The 15280-nt window shown below is 47.9% G+C and carries 18 protein-coding genes; 11 read left to right on the top strand and 7 right to left on the bottom strand.

The annotated features are described in order from the left end of the window. Nucleotides 1-26 precede the first annotated feature (26 nt). The 5 genes from QFX39_RS01490 to QFX39_RS01510 form a co-directional block, all read right to left on the bottom strand. Entirely contained in the window at nt 27-959 is a 933-nt protein-coding gene (locus tag QFX39_RS01490; protein ID WP_147672016.1) for a transcription initiation factor IIB, read from the bottom strand. Further along, nucleotides 956-1234, bottom strand: a complete 279-nt coding sequence (locus QFX39_RS01495; protein ID WP_300476740.1) for a Gar1/Naf1 family protein — start codon at nt 1232-1234, stop codon at nt 956-958. Before QFX39_RS01495 ends, QFX39_RS01490 begins: the two co-directional genes overlap by 4 nt. Nucleotides 1235-1347: 113 nt before the next feature. Then, a complete protein-coding gene (locus QFX39_RS01500) occupies nt 1348-2403 on the bottom strand; it encodes a UPF0104 family protein (RefSeq protein WP_300476743.1) in 1056 nt (351 codons plus the stop codon). A gap of 9 nt (nt 2404-2412) precedes the next feature. Then, entirely contained in the window at nt 2413-3066 is a 654-nt protein-coding gene (locus QFX39_RS01505) for an RraA family protein (RefSeq protein ID WP_300476746.1), read from the bottom strand. A gap of 10 nt (nt 3067-3076) precedes the next feature. Then, the gene (locus QFX39_RS01510; protein WP_013296094.1) at nt 3077-3370 is read right to left on the bottom strand and encodes a DUF211 domain-containing protein; all 294 of its coding nucleotides are present in this window, start codon (nt 3368-3370) and stop codon (nt 3077-3079) included. Between the two features lie 154 nt (nt 3371-3524). On the opposite strand from QFX39_RS01510, the gene QFX39_RS01515 reads away from it, so the two are divergent. The 9 genes from QFX39_RS01515 (at nt 3525) to QFX39_RS01555 (ending at nt 10226) form a co-directional block, all read left to right on the top strand. Further along, nucleotides 3525-3941, top strand: coding sequence for a toprim domain-containing protein (locus tag QFX39_RS01515; protein ID WP_300476752.1), 417 nt, complete (start codon nt 3525-3527; stop codon nt 3939-3941). A gap of 60 nt (nt 3942-4001) precedes the next feature. Beyond that, a complete protein-coding gene (dnaG, locus tag QFX39_RS01520) occupies nt 4002-5147 on the top strand; it encodes a DNA primase DnaG (RefSeq protein WP_147671676.1) in 1146 nt (381 codons plus the stop codon). Nucleotides 5148-5166: 19 nt separating this feature from the next. Then, on the top strand, nt 5167-6672 hold the full coding sequence (locus QFX39_RS01525) for an ATP-binding protein (protein ID WP_300476758.1): 1506 nt from the start codon (nt 5167-5169) through the stop codon (nt 6670-6672). A gap of 47 nt (nt 6673-6719) precedes the next feature. Then, nucleotides 6720-7643 carry a site-specific tyrosine recombinase/integron integrase gene (gene xerA, locus QFX39_RS01530; protein WP_300476761.1) on the top strand — a complete coding sequence of 308 codons (924 nt, stop codon included), beginning with the start codon at nt 6720-6722 and terminating at the stop codon, nt 7641-7643. A 118-nt stretch (nt 7644-7761) separates the two neighbouring features. Continuing rightward, nucleotides 7762-8730 carry a permease gene (locus tag QFX39_RS01535; protein WP_300476763.1) on the top strand — a complete coding sequence of 323 codons (969 nt, stop codon included), beginning with the start codon at nt 7762-7764 and terminating at the stop codon, nt 8728-8730. A 13-nt stretch (nt 8731-8743) separates the two neighbouring features. After that, a complete protein-coding gene (locus tag QFX39_RS01540; protein ID WP_013296100.1) occupies nt 8744-8974 on the top strand; it encodes an MTH895/ArsE family thioredoxin-like protein in 231 nt (76 codons plus the stop codon). A 22-nt stretch (nt 8975-8996) separates the two neighbouring features. Beyond that, nucleotides 8997-9191, top strand: coding sequence for a hypothetical protein (locus QFX39_RS01545; RefSeq protein WP_147671672.1), 195 nt, complete (start codon nt 8997-8999; stop codon nt 9189-9191). A gap of 222 nt (nt 9192-9413) precedes the next feature. Continuing rightward, on the top strand, nt 9414-9857 hold the full coding sequence (locus tag QFX39_RS01550) for a universal stress protein (RefSeq protein ID WP_300476768.1): 444 nt from the start codon (nt 9414-9416) through the stop codon (nt 9855-9857). Between the two features lie 15 nt (nt 9858-9872). Then, nucleotides 9873-10226 carry a metalloregulator ArsR/SmtB family transcription factor gene (locus QFX39_RS01555; protein ID WP_300476770.1) on the top strand — a complete coding sequence of 118 codons (354 nt, stop codon included), beginning with the start codon at nt 9873-9875 and terminating at the stop codon, nt 10224-10226. Nucleotides 10227-10259: 33 nt separating this feature from the next. Here QFX39_RS01555 and QFX39_RS01560 read toward each other — a convergent pair whose 3' ends face one another. Continuing rightward, on the bottom strand, nt 10260-11315 hold the full coding sequence (locus QFX39_RS01560; protein ID WP_300476772.1) for a histidine kinase dimerization/phosphoacceptor domain -containing protein: 1056 nt from the start codon (nt 11313-11315) through the stop codon (nt 10260-10262). A 2-nt stretch (nt 11316-11317) separates the two neighbouring features. Continuing rightward, the gene (locus tag QFX39_RS01565; protein WP_300476775.1) at nt 11318-12700 is read right to left on the bottom strand and encodes a histidine kinase dimerization/phosphoacceptor domain -containing protein; all 1383 of its coding nucleotides are present in this window, start codon (nt 12698-12700) and stop codon (nt 11318-11320) included. 244 nt (nt 12701-12944) lie between these two features. Between QFX39_RS01565 and QFX39_RS01570 the strand changes: the two genes are divergently transcribed. Together QFX39_RS01570 and phrB are read left to right on the top strand one after the other, a co-directional pair. Beyond that, on the top strand, nt 12945-13880 hold the full coding sequence (locus QFX39_RS01570) for a DUF523 and DUF1722 domain-containing protein (protein WP_300476778.1): 936 nt from the start codon (nt 12945-12947) through the stop codon (nt 13878-13880). Between the two features lie 10 nt (nt 13881-13890). Then, nucleotides 13891-15225: a deoxyribodipyrimidine photo-lyase gene (phrB, locus tag QFX39_RS01575; RefSeq protein WP_300476781.1), complete on the top strand. Its 1335-nt coding sequence runs from the start codon at nt 13891-13893 to the stop codon at nt 15223-15225. Nucleotides 15226-15280 lie beyond the last annotated feature (55 nt).

Here is a 15280-nt window from a genome sequence, read left to right on the forward strand (position 1 = left end):
CCCATTAAAAATTGTTCCTGGTGTAACTAGAGTGTCACACCAAGATCAAGCTGCTCTGTGAGCTCCTTGTACCTGTTCCTTATTGTCACCTCGGTTACACCTGCAACCTCTGCAACGTCCCTCTGGGTCTTGCGCTCCCCTAGGAGGACCGATGCGATGTATAGGGCTGCTGCTGCAACACCGGTGGGGCCCCTGCCTGATGTGAGACCGTTCTCCATTGCCATCTCTATGATCTCAATGGCCTTGGACTGTACCTCCCCTGAGAGTCCCAGTTCACTTGCGAACCTTGGCACGTAGTCAACAGGGGATGTTGGCGGCAGCTTTATGTTGAGTTCCCTTGTTAAGAACCTGTAGGTCCTTCCAACCTCCTTCTTGCTGACCCTTGAGACCTCTGCAATCTCATCAAGTGTTCTGGGGACATTGCAGCTTCTGCATGCCGCGTATAGTGACGCTGCAACCACCCCTTCAATGCTTCTTCCCCTGATGAGTTTGTTCTCAACGGCTCTCCTGTAGACCATTGATGCGGCTTCCCTGACGCTTCTTGGTAGCCCCAGCCTTGAGGAGTCACGGTCGAGTTCGCTCAGGGCAAATGCGAGGTTTCTCTCTGTGGCCCCTGAGATCCTTATCTTCCTCTGCCATTTCCTGAGGCGGTACCACTGGGCCCTGTTCCTTGCTGGGATGTCCCTTCCGTATATGTCCTTGTTTCTCCAGTCTATCATGGTTGATAGACCCTTGTCGTGTATGGTGTAGGTTATGGGTGCCCCCACCCTTGTCCTCTTGTCACGCTGTTCATGGTCAAAGGCCCTCCATTCTGGACCCATGTCAACCAGGTTATCGTCTATGACAAGACCGCACTTTCCACATACTATTTCAGCCCTTTCGTAGTCGCCCCTGAGATCCTCGGAGCCGCACTCAGGGCATTTTGTTTCCTTCTCTATTTCAGAAACATCAGACCTCATTTTCTCCTTCGTTTCCTTCGCCCCCATTTTTTCACATTCTTTATACCCACGTATAAAGTCTCTCCAGCTCGGTTCTCAAACTTTTCAGGTTTTATTGCACGAACTGGTTTTACTGATATGTATGGGTTTCGTGTTGGACCGAAGATGTCGTGCACTTTCCCTATCATTCTCCCTTCAGAAGTAAAAACGGGTGCTCCAAGCTGCGGTGTTCTGGTGGAACGTACTATGATTCTTCCCTTGCTGGAGACATGTGAAATATTCCCTAAACTCTTCATAATTCACCGAAAATTTTATATAGTGTACTCTTTACCTACTACTATATAAATGTTTCGATAATTTTATATTAAAATAGTGCTTGATGTACAGGGATGTGCATGGTTTTCTGGAGTCAATCCCCAGGGGCTATTATGTATTTCCCGTAGTACAGCGCCGCAAGAAAACCTATAATGGTGGGTGCAAAGTAACTTGCGATTCTATCAACCACACTGGCAGCCATGACATAATCAGCCCCTATCCCTGCAACAGCAAATAGGCCCACAAGTATGCCCTCCCTTAGTCCAAGGGATCCAGGTAGGAGTGGTAAAAGTGATATCAGGATCCCCACTGTGTAGATTATTATAAGGGGCACTGCAGGTGGTGAAACCCCAACCGCCAGGAAGCAAACATAGAGGCGGCAAACGTCAAGGGCCCACATTCCAAGCGAAACAAAAAAACCGGCTATAAAGACCCTCTTATCAGTTATCGCTGTTGAAAAGCCCTCACTGAACCTGTTTATATAGAATATGACCCTCTCATGTATTCTGGAGAATCTGATATCACCCTTCCTGAACCTGGAAACCCACTCCACAGCTCTTCTCACAACAGATAGCGCAAGCCTCTGGGCAATATCGCGGTTCATTCCAGCATAGATTGCAGCTGAGAAAAATGCAATTGTGAAAAAGATCAGAATACTAACAACAACCCTTGTCCAGATGGATATGCTCCAGGTCATTATGAGGACCGCTGAGAGAATGGATATAACCGCAAAGGGTATGAACTCAAAGACCCTGTCTGCCGTTGAAGACGCAAAGCCTATCTCAAATGGGATCCCCTCAACCTCCCGCAGGAGGTATGCCCTCAGTGGCTCGCCACCTGCGGCCCCTGGGGTTATGTTGTTACCGAAGATGCTTGCAAAAAGAAGCATCATGAGCCTGGAAAATGAGGGGGCATCATCAACCAGGTTCAGTATAAGCCGCCATCTCACCGTCCACAGCACAAGTATAAGTGCTTGCAGGAGAAAGTTCAGTGCAAGAAAATATGGGCTGGTCCTCTCAAGGGCCCTCAGAATATCCCCAAAGCCTGCAAATAATCCTATAATAAATATCAGGACAGCAACAGCAATGAAGGAGAGAATTATGGTACGCTTATTCTCCCCTATGTAAGCAAAAACATCCCTCTCTCCCATGGAAACCCACTACTTCAATCCAAGAATCTCAGAAAGGGTGAAGCCCTCGGCAAGTTTCTCCTTGATGGATGATTCCTTCTTTTTGATCTCCATTGCTGCACGAACAACTTCAGGTACAATTTCAGCGGGAACAGCGACCACTCCAGATTCATCTCCAAATATGAGGTCTCCACTCTCAACTCTGACACCATCGCACTCGAGGGTCACTTTGAGCCCTCCCTCTGCGAGGGGTTCGCCGGCGCATGGGACATAATTCCTGGAGAATACCGGGAAATCAAGTTCAAGAAGTGCATCCCTATCCCTGCAGGACCCGTAGATCACAGCACCCGCTATACCCTTAGCCATGGCGGTTTTTGATGTGAGCTCTCCCCAGACAGCCATATCATCGCCATCAGTCCCTATGAAAACAACATCACCTTTACCTGCAGCGTCTATGGCCATTACAGAGGTCCCCCAGTCACTGCTTGATGTGCTTGCGGTCACAGCCCATCCGCAGAGCCTGAGGTTGTTAATGGGCTTTATGGAAGGTATAACCCCATTTATACCGGCCGCCGCCTTAAGTGCATCTGAAACCTGGGGGGCCGATATGTCAGAAAGAAGCCTCAGGGGATCCCCTGGGCTGCGGAAACTTCTCAGGCGTTCAATGGGCTTTATGCCTTTCATGGCCATATAATCAATCCTGGGGAGTTGTAACTTCTTCTACCATGGTTTTTCCAGCTACAACTTCGTCAACGCTGTGAATGGAGCCCCCATAACTCTCAATGGCCCTTGTTATCTCATCAAAATCCAGGTCGTTTCCCTGAATCGTGACCTTGATGTTCTCTGTCTCCTTATCGATTTCCATGAGGGTTATGTTAACACCCTCAACGCCCCTGAGTTCACTCAGGTACTTGGCATATTCAGGTATTATGGGTTCGTGTGGTTTTAGTATATCCAGAACAATTCTTATAAGGCCCTTAGCCACCATCTTTCCTCCATGATTCTTTAAAATGATATGGGTATTATGATAGAAAGGATATTTAAATATAGTCCCATTCCAGAGCGGGGCATCTGTGATTATTTTATATATCAGTATCTCCATATAAAATATAGATATTATCAAGCTACTGAAAGGGCTTAATATGTCTCTTATAAAGCTTCAGCAGATAACCCATGAAATAGATGAACTTAAATACCAGGGAGAACTTGGAGTACCCATTCTCATCGAGGGCCGGAAGGACGAGGAGGCCCTGCGGGAACTGGGTGTCGAGGGACCCTTCATAAAGGTTTCAGGTTCCATGATGGGACTTTCTGAAATCGCCCTCCGGGCAGCAAGTGCCTCGAGGGTCATCATACTTACAGATTTTGACAGGAAGGGCAGTGAACTTGCAAAAAGATTGTACACCGATATACAGAGCCTTGGAGCGAATCCAGACCTCAGAATACGGCGAAGACTTATGGGAATGACCAGAAAATACATCAAGGACATACAGAGCCTTCCATCATACATCGAAAGGCTGAAGCTGGAGGTATGCCCGTACCCCCTTGATAATATCTGAAACTGTTATCATCATATTTTTCAATTTGATAACCAGTTCATTCCTCAAAGGAGGGTTTACATGGGAAAAGAAGAAATAAGTACAACCAAATACCTCATTCACGCTCAAATTAATGCTAACGGAATCGTTGAGAAACCTGATGTTGTTGGGGCAATATTTGGACAGACTGAAGGTCTTCTCAGCAATGACCTGGATCTCAGGGAACTCCAGAAAACAGGTAGAATCGGGAGGATCAAGGTCAACATCACATCAAGGGGTGGTAAATCAAAGGGGGAGATAATCATCCCCTCAAGCCTTGACCGCGTTGAAACCGCCATCCTTGCAGCTTCCCTTGAAACAATAAACCGTGTCGGGCCATGTGAAGCCTACATTCAGGTCACAAAGGTTGAGGATGTCCGTGCGGTTAAACGTAAAAGGGTGGTTGAGAGGGCCAAGGAGATATACGCCAGTATGATGGAGGAGGTTACCCCTGAAAGCCTCAGAATGATTGAAGAGGTCAAGGAGGCCATGAGGGTCCATGAAATCACAGAGTACGGCGAGGAAAAGCTTCCAGCAGGGCCCAACGTTGAGACCTCAGACGCCATACTTGTTGTGGAGGGAAGATCCGACGTCCTCAACCTCCTCAAGTACGGTATAAAGAACGCCATTGCAGTTGAGGGAGTAAGTGTACCCCGAACCGTTGCCGAGCTCACAAAGAAGAAAACTGTAACGGCCTTTGTCGATGGTGACCGGGGGGGTGAACTCATCCTCAAGGAGCTCCTCCAGGTGGGGGACATAGACTACGTCACAAGGGCCCCCAAGGGCAAGGAGGTGGAGGACCTTGAGAAGGATGAGATCATGATGGCCCTCCGAAACAAGGTGCCGGTTGAGCAGTTCTACCATGACCTGGGGATGCAGAAGGAGAAGAAGAAATCAGAGGACAAGATGGTGCTCCTCCGGAACATCCTAAAGGAACTTGAGGGGACCGGAAATGCTGAGATACTGGATGACGCCCTCAACATACTGAAGGAGGTCAAGGTTGAGAACCTCTACGATGAACTCAGCCGCGTCAACAACCACCCCTACGCAGTGGTCTTTGATGGCGTGATAACACAGCGCCTTGTTGACCTCTCATTTGAGAAGGGACTCAGATACCTTGTGGCTGTGAGGAGCGGGGACATTGTCAAGAAGCCCCACAACCTCAAACTCATAACAGGCCACACCTGAACCCATAGAAGGCATCAAAATGTATGTCGACATGAACCGTGAGTACCTGAAGGATATAAACACAACAGAAGACGTTAAGATACCTGAAGACCCCCTTGAGAGGGTCATAGGTCATGAGGACGTCATGCCCATGATAAAGATAGCTGCAAAGCAGAGGCGGCACCTGCTTCTCGTGGGGCCACCAGGTATAGGGAAGTCCCTGCTTGCACAGGCAATATCATTTCACCTCCCTGAACCATCAGAGGAGATAACAGTTGTTCACAACCCTGAAAGGCCTGAAAGGCCATTCGTTGAGGTTAAAAGCCGTAAGGAAATAGAGGATGAAATTCTTGAGATTGAAAGAGCTGAGGGTGAACTCATAGATCCCCACAGTGTCCCTGAGGCTGTTGCGGAACGCCTGGGATTCAAGTGCATACACTGCGGCGAGTACAGCAGCGCCTACAACAGCATCTGCCCAAAGTGTGGCGGTGATAAGTTCTCCCACATTAAGGCGAGGAGGAAACACATAGGAGACCTCCTAGGGATGTTCGAGATGAGTTCAGGAAGCCTCAACGTGCCCCAGAAGAGGGTCACAACCACCAGGATCATGGATGGTGTTGAGGAGGTTGTGATATACGAGAGGGTTGGCGGAGACAGCATCAAGGTCCTTGATCAGAGGGCCCTTGAAAAGAGGAGGCAGATGGTTGAAGAGAAACCCCGGAACGTCATAGTCCCCCTTGAGAGGAAAACCTTCATTCAGGCCACGGGGGCGAGTGAAACCGAACTCCTGGGTGATGTCCGCCACGACCCCTACGGGGGACACCCTGACCTGGGTTCCCATCCCTATGAACGTGTTGTTCCTGGTGCAATCCATGAGGCCCACGAGGGCGTGCTCTTCATAGACGAGATAGTCCACATAGCAGGCCTTCAGAGGTTCATATTCACTGCCATGCAGGATAAGACATTCCCAATAGTCGGAAGGAACCCCCAGAGCGCCGGGAGTTCAGTTAAGGTTGATGAGGTCCCCTGTGACTTCATATTCGTGGGAGCCTGTAACATCGCTGATCTCCAGTACATACTCCCCCCTCTTCGCTCAAGGGTTCAGGGGGAGGGCTATGAGCTTCTCCTGAATACCACCATGCCTGATACCGATGAAAACAGGGCAAAGATCGCGCAGTTTGTTGCACAGGAGATAGAACTTGATGGGAAGATACCCCATGCACGGGCTGCTGCAGTGGAGCTCCTTATTGAGGAGGCAAGGAGAAGGGCAAGGGTAATTGATGACATGGATGATGCCCTCACACTCCGCCTCAGGGACCTCGGTGGTGTTGTGAGGATGGCAGGGGACCTTGCGGTGATGGATGGCAGCGAATACATCGAGACCAAGCACATGGAGGTTGCAATAAGGAAGGCTGTTTCCATTGAGGACCAGATCCTCAGGAGGTACAAGAGCTATGAGAAGGCCCTTGAAAAGGACCTCTCAAGTTCACAGAGGATGTCACATCAAAGTTATAACAGTGAGAACATAGACCGGAGCTACATGTGATACCCCACTGATCCGCAAGATTTAAGTGGACATTTAGGGTAGATACCATGAACATGAAGAGAGAGTCAGAGGAAAAACAGGGTCTTCTTGAACGCTACAATTTCCCGGAACTCATTGAGGACTACCTTGTGGAACTTGAAATCAGGAACTACTCCCCCAACACCATCAAAACCTACAGGTCAATTGTTAAAAATTTCTATGAATTTCTGATGGAGGAGGATAACCTCTACGATGATAGAAGGGTTCTGAGGTCCTTCAAGAGGTACATACAGTACCTTAAGAGGGAGAAGAACGTCACCCAGAACTATATTTATCTCGTTACCGTTGTTATCAAGAAGTTCTTTGAGTTCAGTGAAATAGATTGCCTCCAGGAGGTCAAGGCTCCCAAGAGGACGAAGTCCCTGCCCAAGTCCCTCAATGAGGATGAGGTTATGAGGCTCATAAATGCCGTTGAACTCTCAGATGATGGTTCGGCCATTAAGAGGTTCATAAAGACCAGGGACAGACTGATACTCTCGCTTCTTTATTCTTCAGGTCTCAGGGTCTCTGAGCTTGTTTCACTCAGGGTCAATGATATTGACATAGGTGAGCGGACAATAAGGATAAGGGGTAAGGGTGATAAGGACCGTATAGTCCTGTTTGATGAGAGCACAAGGGACCTCCTTGTGGAGTACCTCCTGGGGAGGATTCATGAAAGTGAGTACCTCTTCCTAAACCGCTTCGGGGATCCCCTCACACCGAGGTACGTCCAGATGATGATAAAGAAATACGCCCAGAAGGCAGGTATAAACAAGAAGGTGACCCCCCACATCCTCAGGCACTCCTTTGCAACCCACCTCCTCAAGAATGGTGTGGACATAAGGGCCATACAGCAGCTTCTGGGACATTCAAATCTTTCAACCACCCAGATCTACACCAGTGTGGACATGCAGACGCTTAAAAATGTTTATGATCGTGCAAAGCTTCTTTAGATTCAATCTTATTTTTACAGTGGGTTATCCTCCGTGAGTGCTATTTGTACCGAAAGTTATATAAGTTGCAACATCAATGTATCCATAGATTTGAATATATTGATCTGGAGGTTAAAGGTTGTTACAGGAATTTGCCGATTATGTAACCTACAATCTCATTGGGCTTGAACCTGCATCACACCTGGGAAGTGCCGTTAACTTCTTCATATACGACACCATAAAAATATTCATCCTCCTTGCAACACTCATATTCGTCATATCATTCATAAGGACATACATACCACCCAACAGGGTCAGGGAGATCCTTGAAAAAAGGCACAAGTATACAGGGAACTTCATTGCAGCCCTTGTAGGTATAATAACACCATTCTGCTCATGTTCTGCGGTCCCACTATTCATAGGGTTCGTTGAGGCTGGCGTGCCCCTGGGAGCCACATTCTCATTCCTCATATCATCACCCATGATAAACGAAATAGCAATAGTGCTCCTACTGGGACTCTTCGGATGGCAGATAACCACATTCTACATCATATCAGGGTACATAATAGCGGTAATCGGCGGTGTGCTCATAGGAAAACTCAAAATGGAAAGCCAGCTTGAGGACTACGTCTATGAGACACTTGAGAAGATGAAGGCGCTGGGCACAGCAGATGTTGAGCTCCCTAAACCAACCCTCAGGGAAAGGTACATCATAGCCAAAAACGAAATGAAGGATATACTCCGCAGGGTCTCACCCTACATAATAGTCGCGATAGCCATAGGGGGATGGATACACGGCTATCTACCATCCGATTTCCTGCTGCAATATGCCGGTTCAGAAAACATCCTCGCAGTCCCCATGGCCGTACTCATAGGTGTCCCCCTCTATTCAAATGCAGCAGGGACCATACCCCTCATATCAGCACTCATAGAGAAGGGAATGGCCGCAGGAACCGCCCTGGCACTTATGATGTCAATAACAGCCCTATCCCTTCCTGAAATGATAATCCTCAGGAAGGTTATGAAGCCCAGGCTCCTCGGAACATTCATAGCAATACTCGCAGTCTCCATAACACTTACAGGTTACCTATTCAACCTGATAATATGATTGAGGTGATAAGATGAAGATACAGATATACGGTACAGGATGTGCAAACTGCCAGATGCTTGAGAAAAATGCAAGGGAAGCCGTTAAGGAACTGGGAATAGATGCAGAGTTCGAGAAGGTAAAGGACATGGACGAGATACTTGAAGCGGGACTCACAGCCCTCCCTGGACTTGCAGTTGACGGTGAACTCAAAATCATGGGAAGGGTCGCCTCAAAGGAAGAGATAATGAAGATCCTCTCCTGATCCACTTTTTATGGTGAATTCAATGGTCAAGGAAGAAAAGGGTTTTGAGGGTAAAATAAAGGCCATGATCTCCTCAAGGGCCTGTGCATGCCAGACAGGTATCCTTGAAAAGAAAAAATCAGGACTCAGATATGTTAACTGTAAGGGATGCGGCAAACTATTCAAAACCGACAGGGACACAGATTACTGTATGGACTGTGAAAGAAAAATGAAATGAAAAATCATCAAGGGAACTGGCTTTTTTAATGTCCTTCTGGATTTCAGAGACTAATAAAATTATATATGTGACACCAGATGAGGTTCTTACGACCCTTGAAACCAGGGAGCAGCCCATGAACATCCCCTTTCAGCACCAAGATCCCGTAATAACCATCATAGCAAACTCAAACACTTTAATGATAAATTAAAGGCCTATCCCGAAAAAATCTGGAGGTAAAAGATGTATAAAAGGATACTGCTTGCAACAGATGGATCCGAATGCTCAATGAAGGCTGCGGAATACGCCATTGAAACCGCCAGGCAGAACCAGGCAGAACTCATAGCACTCTCAGTTACTGAAACAAAGGCGCTCCAGAATCTCCCGGTTGAAGAACTAACAAGGAAGGTTACAGAACTCTTCAGAAGGGAATCCGAGGAAGCTCTGGAGAAGGTCGAGGAACTCGCAAGCTCCATGGAGGGTCCTGTTAAGGTTCGGAAGATGGTTCTTGAGGGCCAGGCAGCAGACACCATCCTCAGGGTAGCTGATGATGAAGATGTCGATCTCATAGTCGTTGGTGCATCAGGAAAGCACGCCCTTGAAAGGTTCATTCTGGGGAGTGTCTCAGAGAAGGTTGTAAGGCACGCTGCCGTCCCTGTACTGGTTGTTCACAGCAAAAAAGATTGAAGACAGGTAATCGTTATGATGACATGTTCAGCAGATAAACCAAGCCCTGAACAGCTTGAGAGACTTAAGGAAAGGCTTGAAAGGTTGCCTGATGATGACAAAATAGAAAGGGATGTAAATGCCATTAAGGCCCTCGCAGACCCAACGAGGCTCAAGATAATCCATCTTTTATCTGATGGTGAGCTCTGTGTCTGTGAAATTATGGCAGCCCTTGAAAAGCCCCAGCCAACGGTCTCACATCACCTCAACATACTTAAAAGGGCTGGTTTCCTTAAATCAAAGAAGATAGGGGTGTGGGTCCACTACATGCTATCAGATGATAGCCTCCCATCAAAGGTTGAATACCTCCTGAATGACCTGGAATACTGAGATGATCTTTAAGAATCAGGGATTTCTTTTATATCAGGACATCCTGTCACTGTAGACCTGTTCAGTGAATTCAAATGTAAATTTAACTCCCCTTTCAGGTTTTTCCATCCTTATATTGCCCCCAAGCTGAATGGAAAGGTTTTGAATCATCCTGAACCCAAAGGACCCCCCTTCAGGGAATTTTATTCCCTCAGGGAGCCCCCTTCCATCATCAGTGTATACCAGCAGGTAGGAGCCATTCATTTTTTCGATGGAAATCTTTATCCTCCCATCACCCTCAAATGCATGTTTCAGTGAATTTGATATCAGCTCCGATATTATGAGTGCCAGGGGGACCGCAGTGTCCATATTCAGGCGTACATAATCGGTCCTTATATCTATAAGGACATATGATGATGCGCCATATGATTCTAGAAGCTGGGAGGAGATGCTTCTGAGGTAATCGCCAAAATCAATAATGTAGCTGCCACCTGATGGGTACGCCCTCTCATGTATAACCGCAATTGACCTCAGCTGGTTAACGTAATCCCTGAAGAAGTGCTCCATTGCAGGATCCTCGGCATACCTTATCTGAAGCGAAAGGAGGCTTATGATAAGCTGAAGGTTATTCTTGACCCTGTGGTGAAGTTCCCGTAGAAGCGCCTCCTTCTCAGCTATTGACCTCTTAAGGTATTCATTCAGGGTTCTTTCACGAATGAGTTTAAGTCTGTTCCTCTTTGCCTCATGCTTGTGGATTGCCATCTCAAGGTTCACCCTGAGGTCCCTCTCATGGAATGGCTTCAGCAGGTATGCGTAGGGCTCTGTTTCACCGGCCCTCTTGAGGATATCGTTGCTGCTGTAGGCTGTAAGGTATATTATGGGTACGTCCATCTTCTCTGTTATGATCCTCGCAGCCTCTATCCCATCCATTTCACCAGCAAGCATGATGTCCATTATTATGGAGTCTGGCTGGAGGTCCTCAATTCCCTCAAGGAGATCCTCAGCCGAATGGAATATCGCAGGCACCTCATAGCCGGCATCCTCCAGGATAGCCCTGATATCCTGGGCCACCAGCTCCTCGTCCTCTACAATGACAACCCTTCTCCTCATCATCAATCACCAAGATGAAATGTGATCCTGAATACCGCGCCATTTTGATTCTCTGCCGAAATTGAGCCCCTGATTCTGCTTAACATGAAATTAACCAGCCTGAGACCGAAACCTGGAGGATCTGAAAGATCAAGATCCTCGGGTAATCCAGGGCCATCATCGGCAACCATCAGGACCCCTGAGCCTTTGAATGAGTCAATTTCAACTTTTATCTCCCCTGAATCCCCGGCACCGTGCTTTATGGCATTTGTTACAAGTTCATTGACTATCAGACCAAGGGAAACCGCAGTGTTGATCCCTGCCTCAATTTCAGCCAGGTTCACCCTGAACACCACATCCCTGCCACGGCACATACCCTTAAGTTCACCCAGGAGTTCTTCAATGTAGTCAGATAGGTTCACGGCCATCCCGTTTCTGGAGCCATAGAGCCTCTCATGTACGAGGGCTATCGACCGCACCCTGTTCTGGCACTCGGTGAATATTTCAAGGGATTTCTCATCATCTATGTACCTGGACTGAAGCCTCAGGAGGCTTATGATAAGCTGAAGGTTATTCTTGACCCTGTGGTGTATCTCAGACATCAAGAATTCCTTCTCCCTCAGGGAAGCCTCCAGGGATTTTCTGATATTTTTGTCCTCTGTTATATCCTGCTTTATTCCTATCATGGATGTGGGGTTTCCCTGGGAGTCAGAGAGTACCTTTGCCCTGAAGAGTACATATGCCACTGAATCATCCCTCACTACCCTGTACTCCCCCTCAAACGGCTCCTTTTTTGTGACTGAATCAATGAATGACTCCCTGTCTTCAGGTTGGATCCTTGATACCATCTCATCAAGGGTGCCCCCAAAATCATCCTTTCTGATTCCAAGTATCCTCAGGGCCTCATCGGAACATGAAAGTGTTTCTGACTCAAAATTCCACTGCCAGCTCCCTATCTTACCTATCCTCTGCGCCTCCTTCAGCTGCCAGTGACTTTCTGCAAGGTACCTTCTTGTCCTCTCAAGTTCCCTTTCCTTTTCAACCTCTCTGAGGGCTCTTCTTATTGCCACAGGAACCTTTGAGAAGTTGCTCTTAAGAACATAATCCGTGGCCCCACTCTTAAGTGCCTTCACAGCGAATTCCTCACCTATCTTTCCACTCACGAATATGAAAGGCACATCTGGACACAGCTTGCGTGCTATTGCCAGGGCAGAGAGGCCATCGAAGGATGGTAGTGAATGGTCAGCCAGTATAACATCCGGCCTGAATTCATGAAGTGCCCTTACAAAGTCCTCCTCACTTTCAACAGTTTCTGATGTGAAATCAATTCCTGAGCGCCTTATCTCCCTCTCCATAAGTTCAACGTCAAGGGGGACATCCTCAAGTATGAGAATCCTGCATGTCATCCTATCCTCTTTATGGGCTATGATTCATAAATGAATGTGCTGGGCAACTCTTATTTATCTCTCACCACAGCATGATCTATAACACCTAAATCTGCCGGGCAAGTCTTATTTATCTCTCACCACAGCATGATCTATAACACCTAAATCTGCCGGGCAAGTCTTATTTATCTCTCACCACAGCATGATCTATAACACCTAAATCTGCCGGGCAAGTCTTATTTATCTCTCGCCCTATAATATACTTATGAGAAAATTCAGAAGACCCCTCGTTGTACTCAGCCGCTGCATCGAACATGATCACTGCCGATATGACGGCTCAATGATATCCAGCCCCTTTGTGAGGCAGTTCTCTGATTACGCGGATTTCATCACAGTCTGCCCCGAGGTTGAGATGGGTCTGGGTGTTCCAAGACCTCCAATACATATAACCATGGATAACGGCGAATTCAGACTTTTTCAACCCGAAACCGGCAGAGATCTGACAGAGGAGATGAATTCATTCATAAACTCCTTCCTGGATTCCCTGGACAGAGTCGATGGGTTCATATTAAAGAACAAGTCCCCCTCATGCGGTATAAGGAACGTTAAGGTCTACATGGGCGGTGGTAGAAGACCCGGCAGCCATGGGGTGGGGTTCTTTGGAAGGGCTGTGATGGAAAGGTTCCCCCACCTTCCCCTTGAGGATGAGGGGCGCCTCAGGAACCTGCAGATAAGGGAGGATTTCCTCATAAAGCTCTACCTGGTGAGGGACTTCCGTGCAGTGAGAGACCTGGGTGACCTCATAGAGTTCCACACATCAAACAAGCTGCTCCTAATGTCCTACAGTCCAGAGGGGCAGAGAACACTCGGGAGGATAATAGCAGATCAGAAGGATCATGATGACACCCTCAGGAGATACTCTGAAACCCTCTGCAGCGTTATAAAAGATCCTCTGAAACCTGAAAGAATCATAAACAGCCTCCTGCATGCCTTCGGCCACTTCTCATCAGAGTTAAATGGGAGGGAGAAGAGTTATTTCCTCGAATCAGTTGGGGGGTACCGTAAGGGAATTATGCCGCTTCTTGTGCCCCTCAGCATACTGAGGTCATGGGTCGTGAGGTTCGGGGATGAGTACCTCGAGGGCCAGACCATCTTTGAACCATACCCCCGTGAACTTGTGCCTGTAACCCTCATCGTTTGAGGTGGTGGTGATGATACATGCCGAAAGAATAAGGAGCCTCAACACTGAAAAACCAGCTAGGGATGGTAAGTATGTCATCTACTGGATGCAGGCCTCGGTGAGGGCACACTGGAATCATGCCCTTGAGTATGCAATTGAAACTGCCAACAGCCTCCATAAACAGCTGATTGTCATATTTGGACTCACAGATGAATTCCCCAATGCCAACTCCCGCCACTACAGATTCCTCATAGAGGGCTTAAGGGATGTTGGGGATGCTCTCCTTAAGAGGGGTGTGAGGCTCGTGGTTGAAAATGAAAGACCCCCCTCAGCTGTTATTAAGTACGCTGATGAGGCATCTGCAGTGGTGGTGGACAGGGGATACCTTGACATTCAGAGGGAATGGGTGGATGAAGTCGCTGAATCACTCCACATCCCCCTGATGCAGGTTGAAAGCAACGTTATAGTACCTGTTGAAACAGCCTCCCCCAAGGAGGAATATTCTGCAGGCACCTTCAGGCCAAAGATAACAGGGGAGCTTGAAAGGTTCATGGTCCCCCTCCAGGAGCGAAGACTGGCTTTGGATTCCCTTGACCTTGACCCTGGCCCTGATCTTAATGGTGTCACCGCAAAATTCAGTGCCCCTGCGAAACTGGAGCCCTCCATCTTCAGGGGCGGGACCTCTGAGGCGATAAGGCTATTTGATGAGTTTATTTCAGAGAAACTTTCATGCTTTGAGAAGTACAGGAATGACCCTGTGAAGAACTGCCTATCAAATATGAGCCCGTACCTTCACTTCGGACATATATCACCGCTTTACCTTGCCCTGAAAGCCTCAAAGGTAGGTGAATGCCCTGAATTCCTTGAGGAACTCATTGTGAGAAGGGAACTCAGCATGAACTTCGTGCACTACAGTGAAAATTACAGCAGCATAAGTTGCCTTCCCGGGTGGGCCCTTAACACCCTCATGGAGCATGCAGGAGACCCCAGGGAATACGAGTACACCCTCAGGGAATTTGAGGAGGCCAGAACCCATGACCCCTACTGGAACGCCGCCCAGAAGGAGATGGTTATCACCGGGAAGATGCACGGTTACATGAGGATGTACTGGGGTAAAAAAATCCTGGAATGGACCGATCACCCTGAAAGGGCCTACGACATAGCACTTTACCTCAATGATAAGTATGAGATAGATGGCAGGGACCCCAATGGCTTCACAGGGGTTGCCTGGTGTTTCGGTAAACATGACCGGGCCTGGGCCGAAAGGGAGATATTCGGAAAGGTCAGGTACATGAATGACCGTGGACTTGAACGGAAATTCCGGATAGGTGAATATGTGAGGAGAGTTCAGGAGCTGGAAGAGTAGTATACCAGACCATCTTCCATCAACACATCACACCAGGACCCCAGGGAAACCTCCA

Origin of the sequence: Methanothermobacter sp., assembly GCF_030055425.1 — an archaeon.
Taxonomy (GTDB): Archaea; Methanobacteriota; Methanobacteria; order Methanobacteriales; family Methanothermobacteraceae; genus Methanothermobacter.